We start from the raw sequence: 22,845 nt of genomic DNA on the forward strand, positions 1-22,845 counted from the left end.
CCTTTCGACGATCACCCCGAACCCAAGGAGCCATCCCATGAGCAGCACCACGGACAAGCTGAAGGGTCTCGCCAACGAAGCCGTCGGCAACCTCAAGGARGGTGTCGGCAARGTCACCGGCAACGACAAGCTCGTCGCCGAGGGCAAGGCCCAGGAACTCAAGGGCGAGGCCCAGCGCACCGTCGGCGAGGCCAAGGACGGTGTGGCCTCGGTCGTCGACAAGGTCACCGGCAAGCGGTGATCCACCACCGCTGACCGTCCCACGCCGACCCGCCGTCCAGGACCGCCATTCGGTCATCGCATGATGGCCGTCGCCCTGGCCCGGCTCCCATGCCGGGTCAGACCTCACCGTTGCCCACGCGGCGGTCAACTCCTCCACCTTCCCACCCACAAGGACGACCGATGAGCAAGGGTTACCCCTCGATGACCGCGCTGCTGGGCCTGCTGGCCGTGGCCGGCTACCAGAACCGCGACAAGCTCGCCGAGCTCCTGAAGGGTCACGACGCCCCGTCGACCCCCTCCCTGAGCCCGAACCATGGCACCGTCCCACCGATCCCGAGCACCGGATCGAACACCGGAGCCACGGGTGGCTTCGGCAACCTCGGCGGCCTTCTGGGCGGCCTCGGCACCGCCGGCGTGGGTGGGCTGATCGCCAGCGGCCTGAGCGAGCTCGTCGATCACTTCACCAAGGGCGGCCATGGCGAGACGGCGAATTCCTGGGTCAACCAGGGCGCCAACCGCGACATTCCAGAGGCGGACCTCGAACGTGCCATCGGCCCGGACACCCTCGACCATCTCACCCAGCAGACCGGCCTGAGCCGCGCCGCGCTCCTGTCCCGCCTCTCCCGCGAGCTGCCCTCGGCCATCGACCGCTACGCTGCCGACAGCCGCAGGCCGGCCTGACGACACGACACGACACGACACGAGGCCGGTGCCACCGGGCGCCGGCCCCACACGATTCCGGGCGAGCCCGCGCCGGGGTTCGATCCACAGCCTTCCCCCGACGCTCGCGAGACCCCCATGGCCATCGACTACCGCTCGGAACTGCGCCGCCCCTTGCCCTTCAGCCTCGCGGTCGTGGCCGCAATCCTGCTGGTCTGGCTCATCGTCGCCTCCATCGCGGGCGCGCGCCAGCGCAGCGCCCGGGACCACCGCATCGAGGACCTGCAGACCCAGCAGACGGCGCTCCGCGCCGACCTCGAGCGGCAGGTCTCGACCGCCGGTACCCTGACCGCCCTCCAGGCCAGGATCGCCACCGCCCAGCAGCAGGACCAACAGGCGAGCCAGGCTGCCGAGCAGGCGAAGTCCCGTGCCGCGACCCTGACCCAGGAGCAGCAGGCGGCCGAGACCAAGACGGCCGAGGCGAGGAAGGCGGCCGAGGCCGAGACCCGGAAGCTCACCGAACTGCAGAGCCAGGTCGCGCAGGCCGAGGGGAAGCTGGCGCCCCTGCAGGAGGCCATCACCGGCGCGGAGACATCCGCCGTCGACCGTGCCCGGGATCTCGCCGAGGTGGGACGCCGCCTCGAGGACGCCCGGGTGCAGGAGGCCAAGCTTCGTGCCGATCTCGCGACCATGACCCAGGAGGCGACGGCCAAGACCGCCGACCTCGCCAAGGCCGAGGAACGTCAGCAGAACGCCCGCGAGGCCGCCGCCGCCGCCCAGAAGGAGTTGGCCGACGCGCGGGCCGCGACCGAGCAGGCCACCCGGCAGCGCACGGACACCGATCAGGCCGTCGCCGCGTTGACCGTCGGCAAGGACAAGCTCACGTCCGAGATCGACCTCGCCAACCGCGACGCCCAGCAGGCCCGCGACGCCCTGGAGAACGTCCGCAAGGAGCTCGCCGAGGCCCAGGCGCAGCGTGACCGCGTCGTCTCCGAGCGTGGTCAGGCCGAGCAGGCCTTGCAGACGCTCTCCGCCGACCGCGATGCCGGCGCCAGCGCCCTCGATGCCCTCCGCAAGCGCCAGACCGAGGCGCAGGGAGAATTGGCCACGCTCACCGAGACCCTGGCCACCCGCAACAAGGAGGCCGCTTCCCTCGACGAGCGTCTGGCTTCCGCCCGGCAGGACCTGAGCACCGCCCAGGCGAAGCTCGCGGAAATCCGCCAGCAACTCGCCGCCCCGCCTGCCCCCGCGCCGAGCCAGCCGGCTCGCTGAGGCGATTTCGACCCACGCGGGCGGCCGCTCGCTCGCGTGGGTCGCCCATCCGGCCCCACCGCACGCAAAGATCTCGCGATGAAGCTCCGTATCCTCACCCTCACGGCACTCGCTCTCGTGGGAGCCCCGCACGTCTCCCGGCCATCCGTGGCGCAGGAGGGGCCCGAGATGGAGACCCTCCGGGCGAATTGCGGTGGCGATTACCTTCGCCTGTGCGCCGGCATGAAACCGGGTGGCCCCGAGGTGAAGGCCTGCTTCAAGCGCAATCGCCCGAATCTGTCGGAGGGATGTTCACGGGCCATCGCCGCCTACGAACGCTCCCGCGGCGGATCCTCCAGCGAGGCCGACGACTGACTCACCGGATGAGGAAGGCAGGTGGATGCGCTTGGCCGGCGGCCGGTACACCGCGATCGGCGACGCCAACCAGGACCAGATCCGCGATTCGGACCTGATCTGTCCCGGCCAGGTTTCCGTGCTGCCGAGCGAAGACATCGACGATGCCGTGCGGGACGAGAAGCGCGGCTGAGGAGAATGCACCCATGACCACGTTCACCAAGACCGTCACCTATGTCCTGGCCGCCGCGGCCGTCGTCACGCTCGCCATCGTCGTCCTTCAATCGACGAGCATGCTGGCGAGCTCATAGCCGCGCTGACGGAACGAGAGTGTCGGTGACTTCGGCGGTCGGCCCTTGTGAAGGTCGGGCCGCGGGGGAGGGCATCGAGGACGGTTCGGACGTCTCGAGCGACGTGCTTCATTCGTCGCCGAGTGCGTCGAAATAATCGAAAAACACGCCTTCCGGATCGTGCTTGCGTCTCAGCGCACACAATCGTTCCCATTTCTCGGGCGTGAAGGCCTGTGGGACGTTCGCGGGCTGCTCGACCGTATTCGTCTCGCCGATATAGTAACCCGTATTGTAGGGGCGCAGCGTCGTCGTGATCCGGCGATGCCACTCGGTGTTGGCGGCGTCGTCCTCGGCCTTCCACCACATGGTCCATGGGCCGCCATAGACCTTGGCGGAGACGGAATAGGCCATGTCCTTCTGCGCGGCCGGGACATCCGGGCCGCAGAAGATGGTCAGCAGGAAGACGGAGGTCGCGGACGGCGCATCGGGCAGCAGGGGCAGGATGGCCTGGACCAGCTCTCCCGGACTGTGATCGGAATAGGTCGCTTCCACGCGCGAGCGGGCGCCTTCCGGCCAGAAGGATCCCGACGCGTCGAAGAGCTGCTCGAAGGTGAGCGGTGTCGCGAAGGACGATGAAAGGGGTGTGATCGGAGAGCGCTCCAGCACCTGCAATGCAGTCCTCGCGGCGTCCGGCGTGTCTTCGAACGCCGTGGCCGTCACCATGCAGAGCCAGCCGTTCTCGGCGGCGGCCTCTTCTCTCAACTCCGGCGGAGCCTGCACGACGAACAGGCTCAACTCGACCGAGGGGGAAATGCCGGGGGCCAGCTTGCCGAGCCAGGTCCCGATCGCCGGAGCGTCCGCGAGGCGATAGTAAGAGGTGCTGCCATGCATGGCTTTCGGCAGCGGATGAAGCTTGAGATGGTACTTCGTCACGACACCGAAGAATCCGGACCCCGCCCCTCGGGCGGCCCAGAAGAAGTCCGTGTTCTGCGTCGCGCTCGCCGTGATCAGGTCGCCCTGGGCGGTGACGAGTTCGATGGCCTCGACGCTCTCCGCTCCGGAGCCCCAGACGGTGGGGTTCCAGGCCATGCCGCCGCCGAGCAGATAGCCGCTGGCTTTCACCTGAGGGCAATGGCCGGTCGGGAAGGCCAGCCCGAGGGGATTCAGCGCCTTCTGGATGTCACGGTTGCTGACGATCGGCTGAATCACCGCCTTCAGGTTATCCGCATCGACGGAGACGATCTGCGTGAGTTGCGAGAGATCGATCAGGATGCCGCCGTGACGCAGGCTCGGCTGGCACCAGTTGTGGCCGCCTCCGCGCACGACGACCTTCAGCCCGCTCGCGCGGGCGAACCGCACGGCCGCGACGACGTCGTCCTCGTCCAAGGCCTTCACGATCGCCTCGGGGGCGCGATCCGGGATCAGCCTGTTCCAGAGATTCCCGTGAATCGCCTCGAGGAATTGCGGATCACCCGCAGTGAAGACCTCGCCTTTGCAGGCATCCCTCAGACCGTCGATGTTCATGGCGTCACGCAGTAGGACGGAGGGACCGCCCGGACGACAACGATCCGGGCGGGAGATCTTGCTTCAGGTGGAATCCGAGCCGTCGGTTCAGTAAGGAACCCGGTCCGCCTTCTGGGCATACTTCTTCCAGACCTCCACGGCTTCCGTGCGCATGATCTGCGTTGTCGGAATGGAACGCTCGGAGACATCCTTCTTGAGCTCGGCATAGATCATGCTGTCGTCGAAGCCGCCGTATTCCAATGCGTCTTCGACCTGGGCGGCGTAGTACACGCGCTTGATGCCGGCCCAGTAGGCGGCCGCCATACACATCGGGCAGGGCTCGGCGCTGGTGTAGAGCGTCGCGTCGCGGAGCTTGAACGTCCCTTGCGACTTGCAGGCCTTGCGGATGGCCTCGATCTCGCCGTGCCAGGTCGGATCGTTTTCCGCGACGACGCGGTTGGCGCCCTCGGCGATGATCTCGCCGTCCTGAACGATGACGCAGCCGAAGACGCCGCCGGCGCTCTCGACCAGTGAGGTTTTCTCCGACAAGGCGATTGCCCGAGCCATGAAATCAGTGTGGTCGTGAGCCATTTCCAGTCTTTCTCGTTAGGTGTGGTCAGCTGATGCTGTCACGGGTATCGATGAATTGTTAAAACAGGTGGGAGAACAAGAACATTTCGAGCCCGTAGAGGACGGCCAGAATCGTCACGCCCAGTGATTCCGTACGCCAGCGCTTCTGCGGATCCGGTTTCAGCCACCAGCCCAGGCCGAAGATCGCGACCGCCATCAGGGGCCACGACACCAGCGAGACGCTGATGGCATTGCCGATGAAGGTGGACGCGGCCAGGGGCAACCCGTTCAGCAGGGGGCTGAGGAAGCGGATTTCCAGCATGACGACGGGAAACAGGACGAGCAGGACGAGACAGGTCTGCTTCCAGGCCGGAGGCGGAGCGAGACGCTGCTCGTTGGCGAACCACCCGGCGAACGGGTTGCTCATCCGGTGGCTCTGCCAGGTCGAGACCTGAGGCGTCGATTCGGCCAGGATGGCCTTCCTCTCCGCCGATTGCAGCCAGGCATCGAGGAAGGCCGGGCCTTCGAAGCGCACCAGCGTGGTCCAGTAGGGGACGTCCGACGACAGGGGCGCCTGGACGAGGGTGCCCATGTATCCGGGAAAGCGGGCCTGGACCTGCTGGATGCGCTCGGCCCAACGCCGGAACGCCTCCTCCTGCCCCGCCTTCACGATGGTCGTGATGACCTCCGTGACGGTGGTCGTCGAATGGTAATCCGGTGCCGCCTCGTCGGCACGGGACGTCTTGCCGTCGCCCTCCAGGGCCGCGAGGTCGGCGAGGAGGGCGGTGCGCGCCTCGTCCTCGATCCATCGGGTCAACGCTTCGGGCGAGCGGAACCGTTGGATGATCTGCCATTCGGACGAGCCGGAGAAGGCGGGGATGATCTCCAGGCTGACGAAGTCGTGAGAGGCCGAGACGACCCGGGTGAACTCGGCCTGCCACGCGGCGAAGCGCGCCTCCATGCCGGGCGGCACGGTGAGCTTCGTCGCGACGGCTTTCGTCGCCCCGACTTTTATCGAACGCGACGAATCCCGGCGGGAGCCCGGAGCTTCGCCTGCATTCGAGACATCGATCGCACCCGTTTCGAACATCGTCGACGAAGCCCTTCCATTGGCAGCTTCCAGAATACGCCACCCATGAGGCCGCCCTGTAGGTCGATGACCTACAAGACTTCGATCCTCACGCCTCTTTCGAAGGCACATCGTCAGCTACGCCCAGAACTGTAAACGGACTACGCCGCGTCGGTTCTGATTTATTGGCGAGACGAGCATGATCGCCGTGATGGTAAACGGCTGGTCTGCAATCCATGCCGCCTTGTCCGGCTGTCCTCAGCGTTTCGATCCCTGTTCGAAGGCTCGCTGTTCATGATCGCGAGCGATGGGCATTTGCCGGAGGCTGCTGTAGGTCGATGACCGACAGCAGCGGCACGGATTTTATGGAACACTACCCTGGTTGGCCGGCTCGCTCGGGGTAGACATGTCCTTCTTTCGGCTGCTGATCGTCGACGACCACCCGATCGTGCTGGCGGGCCTGAAGCTGCTGCTGCGTGGCGACGGCCGTTTCCACGTGTGCGGAGAAGCCCGATCGGCGCAGGCGGCCTGCCTCGAGGCCGAGCGGCTGCAGCCCGACGTCATCATCACCGACCTGATCATGGGAGACGGCGACGGCCTCGCGCTGATCGAGGATCTGCGCGCCATGCTGCCGGCCGCCAGGATCGTCGTCTATTCCAGCCGCGACGAGACGGTCTGGGGTCCGCATGTGATCTATGCCGGCGCGCATGGCTATGTCGCCAAATCCGAGCCGCTCGAAACCGTCGCCGTGGCCCTCGACCGGGTGATGGCGGGCGCCATCCATGTCAGCGAGCCGGTGCAGCAGCTGTTGATGCGCGATCTCGCGCGGCGACGCGACCGTCGGACGGAGATCGGCGACCTGTCCGGCCGCGAACTGCAGGTGCTCCGGCTGATCGGCAGCGGTGCGACGCTGCAATCGCTGGCCAAGGAATTGGGATTGAGCGTGAAGACGGTCGGCACCTATAGGGAGCGCCTGAAGATCAAGCTCGGGCTGGACAGCGTCAGGATGCTCGAACGCCATGCGGCGGATCACGTCGCGGGGCGTCTCGATCCGTCATGAAGGACAGTCCGTCATGAAGAGCTGGCTGGCCCGCTGGGATGTGACCCCTGCCGAACAGGCCGGCATGACGTTCGGAGAGGTGCTGACCCTCGTCAATATCCGACGGGTCGAGATCGCCTGCATGCTGGGGCTGTTCACCAAGGCGATCGAGTTCGCCACCGGACTCAGGACCGTTCAGATCGTCGTGGAAATCGTGCTGGCGTTCGCCTTCCTCCTCGCCTCGCTGGCGTTGCGGCGCGGCGGCGGACCGTGGCTCCGGCGCGGCTTCGTCGCGGTCTTTCTGGTCCTGACCCTGCTCGACACCCAAGGGGCGATCGCCGCGATGGGCGCCAAGGGACGGCTGACCAGCGGATATCCGATGATGCTCCTGTCCCTGACCCTGCTGTTCGTGCTGCCGCCCCGGGCTTTCGCGCTGGCCCTGATCCCGCTGCTGGTGAGCTATTGCTGGATCGTGCTCGCCACGGCGACCTTTCCCGCCGAGCAGGTCGTCGCCATCGTCAATGCCGCCATCGTCTCGGTGATCGCCGTCGTGGCCGCGGCGCTGATCCATTCCGGACGGCGCAGCGATTACGAGCAGAAGCGGACGATCCGTCTCCAGAACGATCGGCTGACGGAAAGGAACAGCGAACTCGACACCCTGATGGCGATCACCGCGCACGACCTGCGCAGTCCCCTCTACGGCCTGCGCAACCTGTTCGACCTCGCCGTCCGGCGCGCGCCGCGGGAGCCGGAACTGCCGCTCGTGGTGCTGCGAGAGGCGAAAGCGAGCATCGACGCGATGCTGGGTCTCGCCACGCGTCTGCTCGAGGCGCACGCCGCCGAGCATCGGCCGCTCGCGCGCCTCGCGAACGAGGATGTGCGCGGGCATGTCCTCGCCGCCGTCGACCGGATCCAGCCCCTCGCCCAATCGGCCGACGTCCGGATCGAGGTGGATCTGCCGGAACGGCCGTTGATCGCCACCCTCGATTCGGGCGCCCTCTCGCAAATCCTCGACAACCTCCTCAGCAACGGCGTCCGGTTCAGCCCGACGGGCGGCATCCTGACGATCGGCGCCGCGCGGGATGGCGGGTCCGTGGCGATCGAGGTCCGGGATCGCGGACCGGGCATCGATCCGGCCGGGTACGCTCTCCTGTTCAAGAAATTCCATCAGGCCGCCGGGGCACGCTCCGAAGGGGCGCCGAGCACGGGCATGGGCCTGTTCATCGTCGCGACCCTCGCCGACCGCATGGGGGCCGCGGTGCGCTGTGAGCCCGCGACGGATGGGGGCGCGGTTTTTGTAGTGACACTGTCCGCGGGCGGGACCGAGACGTAGAGCGCCCGATGCCCTGCTCCCCATCGAGGGCGAGCGGATCGATCCTGCCCAGCGAATTGATGCGTCGGCGTTTTGCGAGCAATGATACGCCATCCCCGAGGAACGCGGACCCGGCGCGTGCGGCATGACGTGCCGCGTCGGCCGCCGACGACCAGGATCTCCATGCGCACGATCGCCTCCTCGCTCGCCCTCACGCTGCTCGCGGCCCTGGCGCCGCTTCCGGCCCTGTCCGCGCCGGACAAGGCCGTTCTGGAAGCGGCCGAGGCCCAGAATGGCCCGTATCGCGAGACCCTGAAGGGGCTCGTCGACGTCGACACCGGAACCGGCGATGTGCCCGGCCTTTCCAAGGTCGAGGCGGTCCTGACGAAGCGCCTCGAAGCGTCGGGGCTGACCGTGAGCACCCGGACCGCCCCCGCCTTCGGCGGCAACACCCTCATCGGCACGCGATCCGGCACGGGCACGCGCAAGATCCTGCTCCTGGTCCATTACGACACCGTGTTCGGCACGGGCGACGCGGCCAAGCGCCCCTATACCGAGCGCGACGGCCGCGCCTACGGACCGGGCGTTGCCGATGCCAAGGGCGGCGTGGCGATGATCCTGCATGTCCTCAGCGCGTTGGAGACATTGCGGTTCGACGGCTACGGCACCCTCACGGTGGTGTTCAATCCGGACGAGGAGCGCGGCTCGCGCGGGTCACGCGACGAGATCGCCAGGATCGCCCGCGAGCAGGATGTGGTCCTGTCCTTCGAGCCTTCCTTCGCCGAGGCCGGCGTCGATGCCGTCACGGTGGCGACCAAGGGCATCAACTACGCGAGCCTGACGGTGAAGGGACGCGCGTCCCATGCCGGGGGCGCGCCGGAAGCCGGGCGCAACGCGGTGGTCGAACTCGCCCACCAGATCCTTCAACTGCAGGACCTCGGTGACCCGAGCAAGGGGACCAGCCTGCATTGGACCATGATCCAGGGGGGCACCAAGCCGAACATCATCCCCGAGACCGCCAAGGCGGAGGGCGACATGCGCTACTTCGTGCCGAGCGAGTACGACCGCATCCTAACGGAGGCCCGCAGGATCGTCGGTGCGCATCGCGTTCCCGACACGCAGGTGACCTTCGATCTCGCCAGAGGCCGTCCGCCGCTGCCGCGCAATCCGGCATCGACGTCGCTCGGCGACCGCGCGAAGGCGATCTACGCCGAACTGGGGGCGGGCCTCGCGCTGGCCGAGATCGGCGGCGGCACCGATTCGGGCTACGCCTTCCAGCCCGACAGCCCGGCAAAACCCGCCATCCTCGAGTCGCTCGGCATCGTCGGCGGCCACTATCACAGCACCGATGAGTTCGCGGTCCTCGCCAGCATCACGCCGCGGCTCTACCTCGCGACCCGCCTCGTGATGGAGGCGGCGCAGGACACGGGCCGTTGATCGGCCCGGCCAGGGCGTCGTCCCGAGCAGGTATCGCCGACATGGTCCCGGTTCTGCTATAGACGCCCGCGCTACATCGAAGAGCCTGCTTGGCTGCCGATAGAGGGCGCGACGCCCACCTCCGCCGTTCGCCGAGTGTCTCTCACACAACTCCCGCTTCCCCGTCTGCCGTGAGCGAGAACCGACGGTGACCGGGCGTGGTGTGAGGCGCTCATGATCGCTTTCCGTTAACCCCGGACTCGCTGCCTTGTATGTGGGGCCGCGAAGGTTGACGCTGCCCTGCGTGCCGCCATAGACAAGGCGGCCGGACGATCGGGTCGCGATCCGGTAGCAAGGGCGAGAAACCCAAGCATCCGCAAAGGCAAATTATTCAGCCTTTGCACCAGCTTGGAAGGGTGGCCGAGTGGTTTAAGGCAGCGGTCTTGAAAACCGCCGTGGGGGCAACTCCACCGTGGGTTCGAATCCCACCCCTTCCGCCAGATTTCTTTGTTAAGTCACTGATTATTTTAGCAAATATCGTTTAAAGTTGGATTTTCGCCCTCAATATAACCCACATTTTATATCGGGTTGTGTCGGCTAAAGCTGGATCTCGTTGGACTTCGCCTCACGAGCGCGAGGCCGAGCGCTTGAGTGCATGGCAGCGTTATGACCAACGCGCCCTTTTTGCCCAGAGGTACTGATCCCCGGTCAAGTGGTTGCATTCGAATAACGGGCAACCGCTTAACGCACGCGGTGACTAGGGTCTGAACCGAACCAAGATATTGCTGCGGCTGCAGTTTTGTGATTCACGTCCGCGGTTTTCAGCATGGAGGCGATGATGGCGGACCTGTTCCGGCTTTCGGATGAGCAGTGGGCGGTGATCGGGCCGTTCATGCCGGTCAACCAACCCGGCCCCGAGCGCAAGGACGACCGGAAGATCATCTCGGGCATGCTGCATGTGCTCACCTCAGGCTGCCGCTGGCAGGATTGCCCGGCGGAGTACGGTCCACGCACCACGGTCTACAATCGCTTCAACCGGTGGTCTCGGCGCGGGTTCTGGCGAGCGATGCTGGCCGCCTTGGCCAAGGCCGGGTGGTCGGGCGAAGCGGCAGCCATCGACAGCACTTACGTCAAAGCGCATCGCTCCGCCCACGGCGGTAAAGGGGGGGCAAAGCGCAGGCCATCGGCCCGTCGCGTGGGGGCCGGACGACCAAGATCCACGCCCTCACCGATGTCCTCGGACGCCCCGGCGTCCTCCTGCTGACATCCGGCAACGCCAGCGACGTCCGTACAGCCCCGGACGTGCTGGCCAAGGCCCCAGGCCTTATCCGCCGCCTGACCGCCGACAAGGGCTACGACGCCGACTGGCTGCGCGCCGATCTGCGGGAGAAGGGCATCACCCCCGTCATTCCAGGCAAACGCAGCCGCAAACGCAAGATCCGCCACGACAAGCGCCGCTATCGCGAGCGCTGGCGCGTCGAGGCCACCTTCTGCCGCCTCAAAGACTTCCGTCGTATCGCCACCCGATACGACAAGCCGGCCCGCAACTATGCCTCCGCCGTCGCACTCGCCGCTGTCATCGCCTTCTGGTGCTGATTGAGTCCAGACCCTAAAGGCCGTCGTTGAAAAGGAGACGCCGCAGTTCGTGATCCTGGGCAAGCAGGCGATTGATGACGACTCAAATCAAACTGGGCAGATGCTGGCCGCGCTGCTCGGTTGGCCGCAGGGCACCTTCGCATACCGGGTCGAAGCCCAGATCGGGAGCGTCGATGTGACCCGCGAGGTCGATGGCGGCCTTCAGACCGTGAACCTCAAACTACCGGTGATCGTCACCACCGATCTGCGCCTCAATGAGCCGCGCTACGCCTCGCTACCGAACATTATGAAGGCCAAGAAGAAACCACTCGATGAGTTGAGCCCGGAGGTTCTCGGCGTGGACGTGACCCCGCGACTGAAGGTGCTCAAGACAGCGGTGCCTCCAGAACGCTCTGCCGACGTAAAGGCCGGATCGGCGGCGGAGCTTGTACGCAAGCTCAGGATCGAGACTGGCGTCATCTGAACCCGGCCAGCCTTCGTCCTGAGCCGACTTGGCAGACCGGAACAGCCGCTGGGCAGCGCATGGCCTGTTCGCGTGTCGACCCATGGGAGGTCGACATTTCCGTCAATCGATCACATCAAAGCCCATTGATATTTGATATTAATCTGATATATGTGCCTTACTATGAAATATATAGTGCATTAACACTTTGAGGATTTGTATTAATAGCTATATATGCTCATTAAATTATTAAATTTGTATTAAAAAATTAGGAATTACATTTATTTACATTTAATTAATCAAAATAATATTATTTATAGACTGGAATTATGACAAACATCGACTCCATTAATTCAGCACCGATTCGAATCTCGGAGGCGGATCAGCCGTGAAACATCGTCACTATCTTTGGGCAGCTGTCGCTGCCGGTCTCGGCGCTATAGGCACGGCGCAGGCCCAGTCCCGACTACAGGTGAATCCGGCACCGTCCGACGCGAAAGTCCTTCCAGGCACACCCAACTCGGGCACTGCTGCTCCTCCAACATTCGCGGCCGAGGGCTTCGTGTTCAACAACACGATGTCGCTAGGCAGTTTGTGGCGGACACAACCTCGCGACTTCAGCCTTCTTGGGATTGCCAACGGCGGCACGGGAACCAGTTCGAACTGGGACAACGGCAACCTTAATTTCGATCAAGGTCTGGTGCTCGGAGGTTTGCGGGGAAGGGGCAGCATCGCGTGGTCGCACGGTCCTTTCGAAGCTTTGGTCGACGGCGTGTACTTCGCGAATGGGCTTAACAGCCGAGACCGATCCTATGTCGCGGGGACGGTCGATCGGCAGTTGAGCTTAGGTGGTTACCTCAACGATGCGTGGGTCGGCGCGAAGGTCGCCACAGATATCGGAGCAGTACGCCTGCGAGCCGGCAACCAGATCTTGCGCTGGAACGAAACGTCCTTCTCGTTCGGAGCACAGGTTACGAATCCACAGGTCTTCAGCCGAATCTTCCTTCCGGGCGCCGGTCTGGCCGATTCGCTCAAGGCGGTGCCGATGATTACCGCAGCGATGGGGGGCCCTGGAACGGGGGGCTTTGAAGCTTTCTACAAGCTCGACTTCGCGCCCGACGAGTCTATACCCTGCGGTTTCTTCCTCGAGACAAACGACTATACCTGTCCTGGTAGCCGCTTTCTCAGTCTGTCGGCGCTCGCGCCCGACGGGCCAAATTCCATCATTACGCCGGCAACTCCTCTTGGCTCCGGCCTGGTTAGAGGCCGGGACCGGGTCGAGAGTACGGCCGGCCAATTCGGCATCAATATCCGGTCACCCGATTTCGGCGGCCCCCTCAAAGCGAGCGTATCGCTACTGGCTGCGCGGTTCACGGATATGGGCGGCGTGACCAGCGCGCTTAGAGGTACACAGTCGGATCTTCTGCGTATGACGGCCGCGAACTACGATGCCGGTGGTCAGTATATCCGCGATTATCGATCTGGTGTCGGGATGCTCGGCGCAGCCTTCAGGGCTAGCCTGACGTCGACGACGCAGATCAAAGCCGAGTATAGCATTCGCCTCGGCCAGCCCGTGCAAGTCGACGACGCACAACTCATCGGAGCCTTCCAACTGCCCGCAGCCGTCATCGGCGCCTGCTCCAATGCCTCGGCGTCCACTCCCTGCCAACAGGTGCTGGCAAGAGCCAACTCAAATCAGGTGATCAGTCGCGCCGGCGGAATCACTGCCGCAAATGCCGCAGGTTTCCTTGGTCAGTTCGTGAGTGGCGCCGACTATCATGATGTATCGCAATTCGGCATCGGCGTCGTCCAGACGCTGCCTCCCATCTTAGGGGCATCCGAGTGGTTTGCGGGGGCCGAGTTCGGCGGAATGTACGTTCATGATTATAACCCGCAGATACTTCTTCTCGACTCTCCGAGCTCCCCGAGGGCTGGCACGGCGAATGGAACAGCCGACCCCTTCTCCGGCGGTTATCGTCTATTGACCCGACTTGTGTTCAAGGACCTCCTCGGCCTCCGAAGCATCGCACCTGCTCTGGCGTTCCAACACGACGTGGCCGGCTTTTCGCCAGTGCCGTTGCCGCTCTTTCTCGAACGGACGATGCGCATCCGGCTCAATGTTGACGCCGCGATCAATGAGCGCTTAACCGCAAGCCTTACCTATGTCAGCAATATCACCAGGTCCAGCCGTGCGGACCTTCTGTCCGACAGGGATTACGTACTCACGTCGTTATCCTACCGATTCTAACTCATGTTGTGGCTCCCCGCGACTTCCGGACCAAAACCCGACTCAGTAATACCAGTCCTCGAAGAGCCGGACTCATCGAAGTCTGCCCACGCAACGGCGCGGCGGCGGTCGTCCGTCGGACCTCGGTGAGACCGGCCTATGGGCAGGTTTCATCGAGACTGGGTATAACATGCCGACCACCCCGGTGCCTGACCTCGCGTCGAGAGTACATCCGACACGAGGTCGTTGCCTGCTTAGGATCGGAGGCAGATCCAGACGAGGGCGAACGATAGCGGCACGAAGGTTTGCGTAGTGACGAAGGCGCGCTCGCGCTTCCAGGTCTTGGCACAGCGCCGAACGGCATCGCAGTCGCCCTCGTAGCAGAGCCCGCGCAGCGTCTCTTAGATCCGGATCAGCGTCAACCGCCCGCGGCAGGACCTGCCGGCGTTGATGGAAAGCATCCGATCGAGATCGTCCCATCCCGGCTGCGCTCCGCCGTGATCCATTGCCTTGTCATAGGCCTCGGCCGAGTGGCACGCGTGAACGCGGAAGCCGCCTCAAGAAACTGCAGGTTCATCAGTACGAATGCGGGCGATTTGTTTTTCGAAAGCACTAAAATAATCTCCTTGCAGGATAAGTTATAACTTATAATTTAGATAAATGCTGATTTTATGAGATTGAACACCGCATACTTATCTTGTAGATATGAAACTATAGTCAGTATTCAATGGCACAAGTACCGCAATATATTGCATTGTATCAAGATATTAATTATGCAATGCTGGTATATACCTCCGGACCCTAGCTAGCCTGCGGCACCTAGTTTCAGCCGAGAGTTTTAATATCGGTGATTTCAGGACCATAACGGCGCTAGGAATTCCTCCGCTGACCGCCAACGCGCGTTCCTCCATAAAAAAGGCGGCACAACCGCACCGTCAGACCGCTCCAGTCAGGCAAATTTAACGGTTTATATTTATCTATGTGTGGAGCAATAGTTCTACGCTGATGGAATAAATCGATGAAAATTGGCATAGCTACAAAAATTCAGGCAATAACCTTCATTAGCATCCTGGGTTTGATAAGTCTAATCGCGGTTGCAGTGAATGGCCTTCGCAACGAGGTCACAGATAGCCGAGTTCTCAGGACCAAGCAGCTCGTAGAAGTAGCGCTCGGAGTCGTCACATACTTCGAAGTGGAGGCCCGGGCCGGCCGCCTGACTGACGCGGTAGCGCGCGAGTCAGCGCTCGGTGCCCTAAAGACCTTGCGATATGGTGACGGGGAATATTTCTACGTCCTTGATGAGCACGGCCGGTTTTTGATGACCCCGATCAAGCCGGAACTCACCGGCAAGGACATGTCCGGCTTCAAGGATTCGACGGGCAGGGCTATTTTCGCCGAGATGCTGCAAACGGCTAAGGCCAGCGGCGGTGGCTTCGTCTCGTATTATTGGCCCAAGCCGGGCGTTGAGCGGCCTGTGGAGAAGATTGCAGGCGTCATCAGCTTCAAGCCCTGGGGCTGGATCATTGGCTCGGGTGTCTATGCCGACGATACGTTCGAGCATCTGAAGAACCTTGTGATCGGCTTGGCAATGGCGCTGGCCTGCATCACGCTCGTGGTCGCGGCGGCCGCACTTGTCATCGGTCGGCAAGTCTCGCGCCCCGTCCGCGATCTGACGAAGGCGATGAGTGCTCTCGCCCGTGGGGATCTCGCAACGGGCATCCCGGGCCTCACGCGTCACGACGAAATGGGCGAGATGGCGCGGGCGGTCGACGTCTTCCGCCAGAACTCCCTCGCCCGCGTCGAACTGGAGGCTCGTCAGACGTCCGAGCAATTAGCCCGCCAGCAACGGGCCGACCGGGTCGACCTGCTGGTGCGCGGGTTCGAGGCGAGGATCGGCGGCGCCATCGGTATCGTCACCTCGGCCGCCACGGAACTCGATGCGACTGCGCGCTCGATGACGAGCGTGGCCGATGCTACCAGTCGGCAAGCGACGGCGTCGAGCGCGGCGGCCGAGCAGACGTCGGCCAACGTGCAGACGGTGGCCGCAGCGGCCGAGGAGATGGTGGCCTCGCTCCAAGAGATCGAGCGGCAAGTGCAGCAGTCGAACTCGGTCGCGAGCGCGGCAGCCCATGAAGCGCAAGCGACCGAGGCGGCAATGACCAGCCTGTCCGAAGCCGCCGAGCGCATTGGCGAGGCCGTACACATGATCTCCAGCATCGCCAGTCAGACCAACCTGCTCGCCCTCAACGCCACTATCGAAGCGGCCCGTGCCGGCGAGGCCGGGCGCGGATTTGCGGTCGTGGCCAGCGAGGTGAAGGAACTGGCCGGTCAGACGGCACGGGCGACGGGCGAGATCAGCAGTCACATCGCGGCCATCCAGCAGGCGACCGCCCAGGCCGCAGGGGTGATCCGGCAGATCGGACAGACCATCGGATCGGTCAACGCGATTACGGAAACGATCGCCGCCACCGTCGTGGAGCAGACGATCGCCACGGGCGAGATCTCGCGCAACGCGGTTGAGGCGGCTAAAGGTACTCAGGACGTGTCGATCAACACCGCGCACGTCCTCACTTCGGCCGGAGAGACCGGCAGCGCGGCCCAGCAAGTGATGTCGGCAGCCGGCGAATTGTCCGCCCAATCGGTCAATGTGAAACGTGAGGTTGACGAATTCCTCGCGGCGATCCGCGTGGCGTAGAACAAGGCAAGATGGCCATGGATCGTTATGGGAGTTCCCAAACCGGTTCGGACTCATCTCTTCGGACTGCTGCGCAAGGATGTCGCTTAGGCCGGGGATAATGATCCTCCCCCCGGTTTCGCGAACACCTCTGATACGCTCCTTGCGGGCGGGGAAGGTGTTTGATGTCCAAGACGAGACGCGAGTTTGCTTCGCTGCACCTTTGGTGTCACGCCAGAGTTCAAACGCGAGGCGGTGGCCCTGCTGGAAAGCAGCGGCCGGCCGCAGATGCAGATCGCGGCCGAACTCGGGATCCAACCCTCGATGCTGAGGCAGTGGCGCTCGGCACTGATGGGACAGCGGGATTGCCAGGAACCGCGCCGATGAGCCCGGTGTCATCGCGGTCCGATCAGGCGGCCGAGATTGCCCGTCTGCGGCGTGAACTCGACCGGACGCGCATGGAGCGTGACGTCCTAAAAAAAGCGATCGGCATCTTTGCGGAGATGCCCAAGTGACGTTCGCTTTCATCGMGCAGCATGCGGGCGACCCAAGCCGGTGCGTCTCATGTGCCGCGTGCTCGAAGTCTCCCCGAGCGGCTATTACGGCTGGCGATCACGCCCCGAGAGTGCCCGGTCGGCGTCGAACCGTCAGCTCTTGGCCGACGTCCAGCGTATCCATGCCGGGCATCTCAGGCGCTACGGCGCGCCTCGCGTGCATGCCGCGCTGCGGGCAGAGGGCCGAACGGCCAGTCGCGGGCGGGTGGAACGCCTGATGCGCCGTCACGGCATCAGGGCTTTGGCAGGACGTCAGTTCCGGCCCTGCACGACCGACAGCCGTCATGACCTGCCGATCCCACCGAACCTCCTGAAGCAGCTCTTCTCGGCCGCGCTGCCCAATACGGTCTGGCTGGCAGATATCACCTATCTGCCGACCGGAGAGGGCTGGCTCTACCTGGCCGCCGTCCTCGATCTCGCAACCCGCAAGATCGTCGSCTGGTCCATGCGCGAGAACATGCGGACCGAATTGACGTCGGCGGCTCTGATGATGGCCACCCAACGGCAACGACCGGGGGCTGGCCTCATCTGCCACTCGGATCGCGGCAGCCAATACGCCGCCGAGGCCTATCGCAAACAGCTCGCCGACATCAAGGCGACGCCCTCCATGAGCCGGACGGGCTGCTGTTACGACAACGCTCCCATGGAGAGCTTCTTCCATACCCTCAAGGTCGAACTCGCCCACCAGCGACGATGCACGACCCGGGACGAGGCTCGCCGCGACCTATTCGCCTACATCGAGGGCTACTATAATCGGCAGCGCATCCATTCGGCTCTCGGCTACATCACCCCCGAGCAAGCCGAGCGGAACGCGAGCTAACCACCGTGTCCGCAAAATCGGGAGAGGATCAGGACGAGTCCGCTCTTCCGATCTCAGCGCATCCATTCGGCTCTCGGCTACATCACCCCCGAGCAAGCCGAGCGGAACGCGAGCTAACCACCGTGTCCGCAAAATCGGGAGAGGATCAGGACGAGGGTTGGCTGTTTCCCGGACAGGACTGGGCCCGCCCGATCAGCACGCGCCAGCTTCACCGTATCGTGGTGGAGGCGGCCCGGTCGGCCGAGATCCCCAAGCGTGTCGGTCCCCATACCCTGCGCCACTCCTTCGCCACCCACCTCCTGGAGGACGGCGTCGATATCCGCGTCATCCAGGTCCTGCTGGGACACGCCCGGCTCGACACCACGGCGCTCTACGCCAAGGTCGCCACCCGGACGGTGCGGGCCGTGACGAGCCCGCTCGACAGGCTTGCCCTGTTCCATGGGGAGGGACCCGCGCCAGGTTGAGGCGATGCCCGCCGCGATCGAGCTGGCCGACGTCTTCCGTGCCGCCGGTTCCGCCTATCGCGCCGGTGGGGCCGGGCACCTGAACCTGGCCGCGCTCAAGGTGATGGCGGCGGTCGAGCAGTGCCGCACGGCCAGCCTCGGCGGCCATGTCGAGGGCTGCGACGCGTGCGGCCATCTGCGGGTGGCCTACAACTCCTGCCGCAATCGGCACTGCCCGAGATGCCAGGGCGCGGCGGCGCGCGACTGCCTCACCGCGCGCGAGGCCGACCTGCTCCCGGTCGGCTACTTCCACGTCGTCTTCACCCTGCCCGCCGAGATCGCCGCCATCGCCTTCCAGAACAAGGCCGCCGTCTACGACCTGCTGTTCCGGGCAGCGAGCGCGACCATGACGCGGATCGCCGCCGACCCGAAGCATCTCGGTGCCCGCATCGGCCTCACCGCCGTGCTCCACACCTGGGGCTCGGCCATGACCCACCATCCCCATCTCCACATGATCGTGCCCGGCGGCGGCCTCTCGCCGGACGGGACCCGATGGGTCGCGTCGCGCCCTGCCTTCCTCCTGCCGGTGCGGGTGCTGGGCATGCTGTTCCGCCGCCTGTTCCTCGAAGGGCTCGCCGCCCTCCACGAGGCCGGGACGCTCGCCTTCTTCGGCACCCTGGCCCCACTCTCCGACGCCAAGGCCTTCGTCCGCGCGCTCGCCCCGGTGCGCGGTAAGCGCTGGGTCGTCTACGCCAAGCCGCCCTTCGCCGGACCGAAGGCCGTGCTCGCCTATCTGTCGCGCTACACCCACCGCGTGGCCATCTCCAGCCGGCGCATCCTCGCCTTCGACGGGAAAAACGTCAGCTTCCGCGTCAAGGACTATCGGCGCGCCGAGGGCGGGCAGGGGCGGGTCATGACCCTGTCCGCCACGGAGTTCATCCGGCGCTTCCTCGTCCATGTCCTGCCGCGCGGCTTCCACCGCATCCGGCACTACGGCTTCCTCGCCGGCTCGAACCGGAAGGCCGGTCTGGCCCACATCCGCGCGATCCTCGGCACACCGCCCCCGCCGCGATCCACCGACCCTGAACCGGACACCCGAGCCGCTGCGACCGATGTTCGAGCGCCTTGCCCCCGCTGCGGCGGTCCCATGACGATCGTCGGCTCCTTCGCAGGCTGGTACCAGCCGCGCGGGCCGCCGTTCAGCCCCGCACCGAACCGGGCGTGTACGCCATGACCCGGTATAGCCTAGCACCACCACACATCCGAGGAGGCGCACCTCGGGGTACGCCTCTCCGCGTGCCGAACGCCGGAATGGTCTTCACGAACGCTGTCGCCCGACCCTGTCGCGCTCCGCCAAAGGCCGGAGACCGGGCGATCCGGGAGCGCTCAGGCACCCAGGCGACGGTGTTCACGCGCCTTCCGTCCCTCGTTGGGGACGACGGTCTACCAAAATCCCCATAGCTCTGCGCCCGCCATCCCGCGGGTTCGTTCTTCCACGACTTTCGTACGCCTCGCGGCGCCCGAAACTCTTCAGGCTTTGCGACGGTCTGCTTCCGGTAGATTATTTGAAGAAGCAGACGATGGAAAATTTGGTTTCGGCCGAATTATCTATGTTGGATGAGCGGCAATTCCGTTGATCCCGATGCCGAGCCTCTCGGGACCACGTAGCGAGGCGCCTGGCCGGTAGGGCGGCGGATCGGACAGTAATCGCGGCGCGATCAGTCGGCGGCTGAGGGCCACCAGGGCGATCTCGGCCTCGATACGGGCGAGCGGCGCCCCCATACAATAGTGCAGACCGCCGCCGAAACCGAAATGCTGGACGTCCTCCCGATCCGGATCGAAGCGGTCCGGATCGGCGAAGCGGGCGGGGTCGCGGTTCGCCGCGGCGAAGAGCAGGATGACCGGCGCGCCCTTGCGGATGGTGTGCCCCGCGATCTCGATGGTACCCAGCGCCTTGCGGGTCCTAAAGTGCACGGGCGGCTCGTAGCGGAGCAACTCCTCGATGACGCGCGGCGCGCGCTCGGGATCGGCGCGCAGCCGGTCCAGTTCATGGGGGTGGCGCAGCAAGGTGAGCATACCGTTGGTGATCAGGTTCACCGTCGTCTCATGGCCCGCCACCAGCAGCAGGATCGCCGTCGAGATGAGGTCGAAATCGCCCAGCGCGGCCTTGCCGCCGGGGCCGGGCTTGGTGGTGATCGGATTGGCGAGAGCACTGAGCATGTCGGGCCCCGGCCGCCGGCGCTTCTCGCGGATCAAGGCGCGCATGTAGCCGGAGATCGCATCGAAAGCGGCGACCGTTTTGTGGCGGCTGGCCTCGTCATGGCGGGCATCGGGCTCCAGGGCGGTGGCGAGTTGCGTCGCCCAGCGCTGGAATTGCGGTTCGTCCACCTCGGGTACGCCCAGCATGTCGCAGATCACCGCGACGGGCAGTGGGTAGGACAGGTCCTCCACGAGGCAGACTTCGTCGCGTCCCCGGCAGGCATCGATCAGCGCGTCCACGTCGCGGACGACGCGCTGCTTCAGCGCCAGCACCCGCGCCACCGTGAATTCCCGCATGACGACGCTGCGCAGGGTGTCGTGATCGGGCGGATCGCGGAAGATCAGCGGGCGGTGCGCGGTGGCGATGCGGTCCTTGATCGGATTGAGGAGCCAGTCCTTCAGGGGATTGCCGGTGCGGGGGCGGTGGGACGGAGGCAGATCCTCGGAGCTGAGGCGCGGATCGAAGATCAGGCTGCGGATCGCCGCATGTGTGCTCACCACGACGCTGCCGTCGCGCTGAGGCGAGACCGGGTTCTCGCGCAGCCGCGCATAGATCGGATAGGGATCCGCGCGATTGGCCGGGTTCAGCACCTCGGAAAACAGCGTGTCTTCAGACATGACGGGCCTCGTCGGCGTGGGAAGCGGCGCGCGGTGGCGGGAAGCCGGGCTCCCTGGTGGCGAATCGGCCCTGGTCGCTGGCATCGCGGATCGGTGGGTAGGGGCTGCCGGCCATGATCGCCTCGGCATAGGCCGGGAGCCAGCGGGCCTGGTCGAACGACACGGCGGCGATGCTGCGGCCGGCACGGCCGTAGACGGCGAGGAAGCGTCGCGATGCGCGCGAACCCTGTAAGATGGCGACGGAATCCGCGCCCTCGCTCAGGCCCACGGCCTTGATGTTGATCCCGAACTGGCTCGACCAGAACGCCGGGAGATGGTCGTAGCCGTGCTGGTCTTCGGCCGGCGCCAGCATGTTGCGCGCGGCGTGCGCGCCCTGCGCGACGGCATTGCCCCAATGCTCCACCGAGACCAGCCGGCCGCCATAGAGAGAGTTTGGCCAGCGTGCCACGTCGCCGGCGGCGTAGATGTCGGGGCAGGTCGTGCCATCGGCGGCGAGGACGCGGCAGGCGCCGTCGCAGGTCACCCCGCCGGCATCCGCCATCAGGCCCGCATCACGCAGCCAGTCCGTGGCCCGGGTCGCGCCGAGCGCCACGATGACGAGGTCAGCCTCGATGGTACGCCCGTCCGCGAGATCGGCGCGAACCACGCGGCCCGACGCATCGCCCTCGAAGCGGAGCACCCGTGCGCCCGGATGAAACGCAACGCCGGCATCCCGCAGGCATTCTGCGATCACGCCGCCGATCCAGGTGCCGAGGGATCGGGCGAGCGGCGTCGGATTGGGATCGAGCAGGGTGACGGGCAGGCCGAGATCGCGGCAGCAGGAGGCCGCCTCGCAGCCGATCAGGCCGGCACCGACGATGAGGACACGGCGCGGGCCCCGGGCCAACGCTGCGCGCAGGCGCGCGGCATCGTCCCGGCCGCGCAGGGTGAAGATATTGGCGAGGGCGCCGCCCGACGCGGCCGGCCAGGGGCGCGCCTGGGCGCCCGTGGCGATGAGCAGCCTGTCGTAGGCGAGCACCGCCCCGTCCGCGAGGCGGATGGTCCGCGCGACGCGATCGAGACCGACCGCCGCGTGGCCCAATCGCCAATCCGCATCGAGGGCCACGAGCTGTGGCAGTTCCGACGCGTCCGGCGCCAATTCGCCGGACAGGACGTGCTTCGACAGCGGCGGCCGGTCGTAGGGGCGATGCGGCTCGTTGCCGATGAGGGTGAGCCGACCCGCATAGCCGTTTCGGCGCAGGGCCTCCGCCCCGCGAAGGCCGGCCAGCGACGCGCCGACGACGACGATGCCGGCATCTGCGGCGGCGCTCACGGCGTTTCTCCATCATCGGACTGCAGGCTGATGGCGCGGACGGGGCAGGCCTGCACCGCCCGCTCGATCTCGCCCCGTCGGGCGCGGGGTGGCGCGGGGTCGTAGAACAGAATCTCGTGTCCCCGCACCTCGAAGGCGCCGGGCGCCGCGTAGCAGCATTGCGCGTAGCCCTGGCATCGGTTGAGATCGACCACGACGCGCAGGGGAGTCGTCC

18 protein-coding genes, 1 tRNA gene and 4 pseudogenes are annotated in these 22,845 nt (G+C 65.4%); 16 read left to right on the plus strand and 7 right to left on the minus strand.

Annotated features, from left to right (window positions below; all coding sequences use genetic code 11):
* The first annotated feature begins 37 nt into the window (after positions 1-37).
* From ASF34_RS07025 to ASF34_RS22700, 5 genes are all read left to right on the plus strand, one after another.
* The gene (locus tag ASF34_RS07025) at positions 38-241 is read left to right on the plus strand and encodes a CsbD family protein (protein ID WP_018043750.1); all 204 of its coding nucleotides are present in this window, start codon (positions 38-40) and stop codon (positions 239-241) included.
* Between the two features lie 161 nt (positions 242-402).
* Entirely contained in the window at positions 403-903 is a 501-nt protein-coding gene (locus ASF34_RS07030) for a YidB family protein (RefSeq protein WP_018043749.1), read from the plus strand.
* A 117-nt stretch (positions 904-1,020) separates the two neighbouring features.
* Complete coding sequence (locus ASF34_RS07035) at positions 1,021-2,154, plus strand: hypothetical protein (protein WP_056160099.1); 1,134 nt, start codon at positions 1,021-1,023, stop codon at positions 2,152-2,154.
* A 78-nt stretch (positions 2,155-2,232) separates the two neighbouring features.
* On the plus strand, positions 2,233-2,508 hold the full coding sequence (locus tag ASF34_RS07040; protein ID WP_244478926.1) for a hypothetical protein: 276 nt from the start codon (positions 2,233-2,235) through the stop codon (positions 2,506-2,508).
* 25 nt (positions 2,509-2,533) lie between these two features.
* Positions 2,534-2,680: a hypothetical protein gene (locus tag ASF34_RS22700; protein WP_018043746.1), complete on the plus strand. Its 147-nt coding sequence runs from the start codon at positions 2,534-2,536 to the stop codon at positions 2,678-2,680.
* Positions 2,681-2,906: 226 nt separating this feature from the next.
* On the opposite strand, the gene ASF34_RS07045 is transcribed toward ASF34_RS22700, so the two are convergent.
* The 3 genes from ASF34_RS07045 to ASF34_RS07055 form a co-directional block, all read right to left on the minus strand.
* Entirely contained in the window at positions 2,907-4,301 is a 1,395-nt protein-coding gene (locus tag ASF34_RS07045; RefSeq protein ID WP_056160102.1) for an FAD-binding oxidoreductase, read from the minus strand.
* Between the two features lie 87 nt (positions 4,302-4,388).
* Positions 4,389-4,871, minus strand: a complete 483-nt coding sequence (locus ASF34_RS07050; protein WP_018043743.1) for a nucleoside deaminase — start codon at positions 4,869-4,871, stop codon at positions 4,389-4,391.
* Positions 4,872-4,929: 58 nt separating this feature from the next.
* Positions 4,930-5,940 (minus strand): hypothetical protein, encoded by a 1,011-nt coding sequence (locus tag ASF34_RS07055; RefSeq protein ID WP_056160104.1) that lies wholly within the window; start codon positions 5,938-5,940, stop codon positions 4,930-4,932.
* A 385-nt stretch (positions 5,941-6,325) separates the two neighbouring features.
* Between ASF34_RS07055 and ASF34_RS07060 the strand changes: the two genes are divergently transcribed.
* The 7 genes and pseudogenes from ASF34_RS07060 (at position 6,326) to ASF34_RS07095 (ending at position 13,972) form a co-directional block, all read left to right on the plus strand.
* Positions 6,326-6,979, plus strand: a complete 654-nt coding sequence (locus ASF34_RS07060) for a response regulator transcription factor (RefSeq protein WP_018043741.1) — start codon at positions 6,326-6,328, stop codon at positions 6,977-6,979.
* Positions 6,980-6,992: 13 nt separating this feature from the next.
* Positions 6,993-8,291 (plus strand): sensor histidine kinase, encoded by a 1,299-nt coding sequence (locus ASF34_RS07065; RefSeq protein ID WP_156465656.1) that lies wholly within the window; start codon positions 6,993-6,995, stop codon positions 8,289-8,291.
* 162 nt (positions 8,292-8,453) lie between these two features.
* Positions 8,454-9,707 carry a glutamate carboxypeptidase gene (locus tag ASF34_RS07070; RefSeq protein WP_056160108.1) on the plus strand — a complete coding sequence of 418 codons (1,254 nt, stop codon included), beginning with the start codon at positions 8,454-8,456 and terminating at the stop codon, positions 9,705-9,707.
* 389 nt (positions 9,708-10,096) lie between these two features.
* Positions 10,097-10,186, plus strand: a tRNA-Ser gene (locus ASF34_RS07075).
* 338 nt (positions 10,187-10,524) lie between these two features.
* A protein-coding gene (locus tag ASF34_RS22095; RefSeq protein ID WP_156465660.1) for an IS5 family transposase occupies positions 10,525-11,282 on the plus strand; the annotation gives its coding sequence in 2 pieces (ribosomal slippage) (positions 10,525-10,861 and positions 10,861-11,282; 759 coding nt in all).
* 13 nt (positions 11,283-11,295) lie between these two features.
* Positions 11,296-11,745 (plus strand): annotated as a pseudogene (locus ASF34_RS07090) (electron transfer flavoprotein subunit beta/FixA family protein); the annotation flags it as partial.
* A 367-nt stretch (positions 11,746-12,112) separates the two neighbouring features.
* Positions 12,113-13,972 carry a DUF1302 domain-containing protein gene (locus tag ASF34_RS07095; protein ID WP_156465657.1) on the plus strand — a complete coding sequence of 620 codons (1,860 nt, stop codon included), beginning with the start codon at positions 12,113-12,115 and terminating at the stop codon, positions 13,970-13,972.
* 260 nt (positions 13,973-14,232) lie between these two features.
* Here ASF34_RS07095 and ASF34_RS22100 read toward each other — a convergent pair.
* Positions 14,233-14,436: pseudogene (locus tag ASF34_RS22100) on the minus strand (IS21 family transposase); the annotation flags it as partial.
* Between the two features lie 533 nt (positions 14,437-14,969).
* Between ASF34_RS22100 and ASF34_RS07100 the strand changes: the two are divergent.
* The 4 genes and pseudogenes from ASF34_RS07100 (at position 14,970) to ASF34_RS07120 (ending at position 19,676) form a co-directional block, all read left to right on the plus strand.
* Positions 14,970-16,646 (plus strand): methyl-accepting chemotaxis protein, encoded by a 1,677-nt coding sequence (locus tag ASF34_RS07100; protein WP_056160119.1) that lies wholly within the window; start codon positions 14,970-14,972, stop codon positions 16,644-16,646.
* Positions 16,647-16,832: 186 nt separating this feature from the next.
* Positions 16,833-17,999, plus strand: a pseudogene (locus tag ASF34_RS07110) (IS3 family transposase).
* A 152-nt stretch (positions 18,000-18,151) separates the two neighbouring features.
* Positions 18,152-18,463 (plus strand): annotated as a pseudogene (locus ASF34_RS07115) (tyrosine-type recombinase/integrase); the annotation flags it as partial.
* Positions 18,464-18,467: 4 nt separating this feature from the next.
* On the plus strand, positions 18,468-19,676 hold the full coding sequence (locus ASF34_RS07120) for an IS91 family transposase (protein WP_056160125.1): 1,209 nt from the start codon (positions 18,468-18,470) through the stop codon (positions 19,674-19,676).
* A 374-nt stretch (positions 19,677-20,050) separates the two neighbouring features.
* On the opposite strand, the gene ASF34_RS07125 is transcribed toward ASF34_RS07120, so the two are convergent.
* Genes ASF34_RS07125 through ASF34_RS07135 form a run of 3 tightly spaced genes read right to left on the minus strand, consistent with a single transcriptional unit; the run spans position 20,051 to position 22,834 of the window.
* Positions 20,051-21,319 carry a cytochrome P450 gene (locus ASF34_RS07125; RefSeq protein ID WP_056160128.1) on the minus strand — a complete coding sequence of 423 codons (1,269 nt, stop codon included), beginning with the start codon at positions 21,317-21,319 and terminating at the stop codon, positions 20,051-20,053.
* A complete protein-coding gene (locus ASF34_RS07130) occupies positions 21,312-22,631 on the minus strand; it encodes an NAD(P)/FAD-dependent oxidoreductase (RefSeq protein ID WP_056160131.1) in 1,320 nt (439 codons plus the stop codon). Before ASF34_RS07130 ends, ASF34_RS07125 begins: the two co-directional genes overlap by 8 nt.
* Positions 22,628-22,834 (minus strand): ferredoxin, encoded by a 207-nt coding sequence (locus ASF34_RS07135; protein ID WP_056160211.1) that lies wholly within the window; start codon positions 22,832-22,834, stop codon positions 22,628-22,630. The genes ASF34_RS07130 and ASF34_RS07135 overlap by 4 nt, the downstream gene beginning before the upstream one ends.
* Positions 22,835-22,845: the final 11 nt, after the last annotated feature.

This window comes from Methylobacterium sp. Leaf106 (assembly GCF_001422895.1).
Taxonomy (GTDB): Bacteria; Pseudomonadota; Alphaproteobacteria; order Rhizobiales; family Beijerinckiaceae; genus Methylobacterium; species Methylobacterium bullatum.

Excerpts from the sequence above, each read along its gene's own strand:
- ASF34_RS22700 (WP_018043746.1), top strand. The coding sequence starts at position 2,534 with ATGCGCTTGGCCGGCGGCCGGTACACCGCGATCGGCGACGCCAACCAG.
- ASF34_RS07045 (WP_056160102.1), bottom strand. The coding sequence starts at position 4,301 with ATGAACATCGACGGTCTGAGGGATGCCTGCAAAGGCGAGGTCTTCACT.
- ASF34_RS07065 (WP_156465656.1), top strand. The coding sequence starts at position 6,993 with ATGAAGAGCTGGCTGGCCCGCTGGGATGTGACCCCTGCCGAACAGGCC.
- ASF34_RS07125 (WP_056160128.1), bottom strand. The coding sequence starts at position 21,319 with ATGTCTGAAGACACGCTGTTTTCCGAGGTGCTGAACCCGGCCAATCGC.
- ASF34_RS07100 (WP_056160119.1), top strand. The coding sequence starts at position 14,970 with ATGAAAATTGGCATAGCTACAAAAATTCAGGCAATAACCTTCATTAGC.
- ASF34_RS07120 (WP_056160125.1), top strand. The coding sequence starts at position 18,468 with ATGCCCGCCGCGATCGAGCTGGCCGACGTCTTCCGTGCCGCCGGTTCC.
- ASF34_RS07060 (WP_018043741.1), top strand. The coding sequence starts at position 6,326 with ATGTCCTTCTTTCGGCTGCTGATCGTCGACGACCACCCGATCGTGCTG.
- ASF34_RS07070 (WP_056160108.1), top strand. The coding sequence starts at position 8,454 with ATGCGCACGATCGCCTCCTCGCTCGCCCTCACGCTGCTCGCGGCCCTG.
- ASF34_RS07050 (WP_018043743.1), bottom strand. The coding sequence starts at position 4,871 with ATGGCTCACGACCACACTGATTTCATGGCTCGGGCAATCGCCTTGTCG.
- ASF34_RS07030 (WP_018043749.1), top strand. The coding sequence starts at position 403 with ATGAGCAAGGGTTACCCCTCGATGACCGCGCTGCTGGGCCTGCTGGCC.
- ASF34_RS07040 (WP_244478926.1), top strand. The coding sequence starts at position 2,233 with ATGAAGCTCCGTATCCTCACCCTCACGGCACTCGCTCTCGTGGGAGCC.
- ASF34_RS07035 (WP_056160099.1), top strand. The coding sequence starts at position 1,021 with ATGGCCATCGACTACCGCTCGGAACTGCGCCGCCCCTTGCCCTTCAGC.
- ASF34_RS07055 (WP_056160104.1), bottom strand. The coding sequence starts at position 5,940 with ATGTTCGAAACGGGTGCGATCGATGTCTCGAATGCAGGCGAAGCTCCG.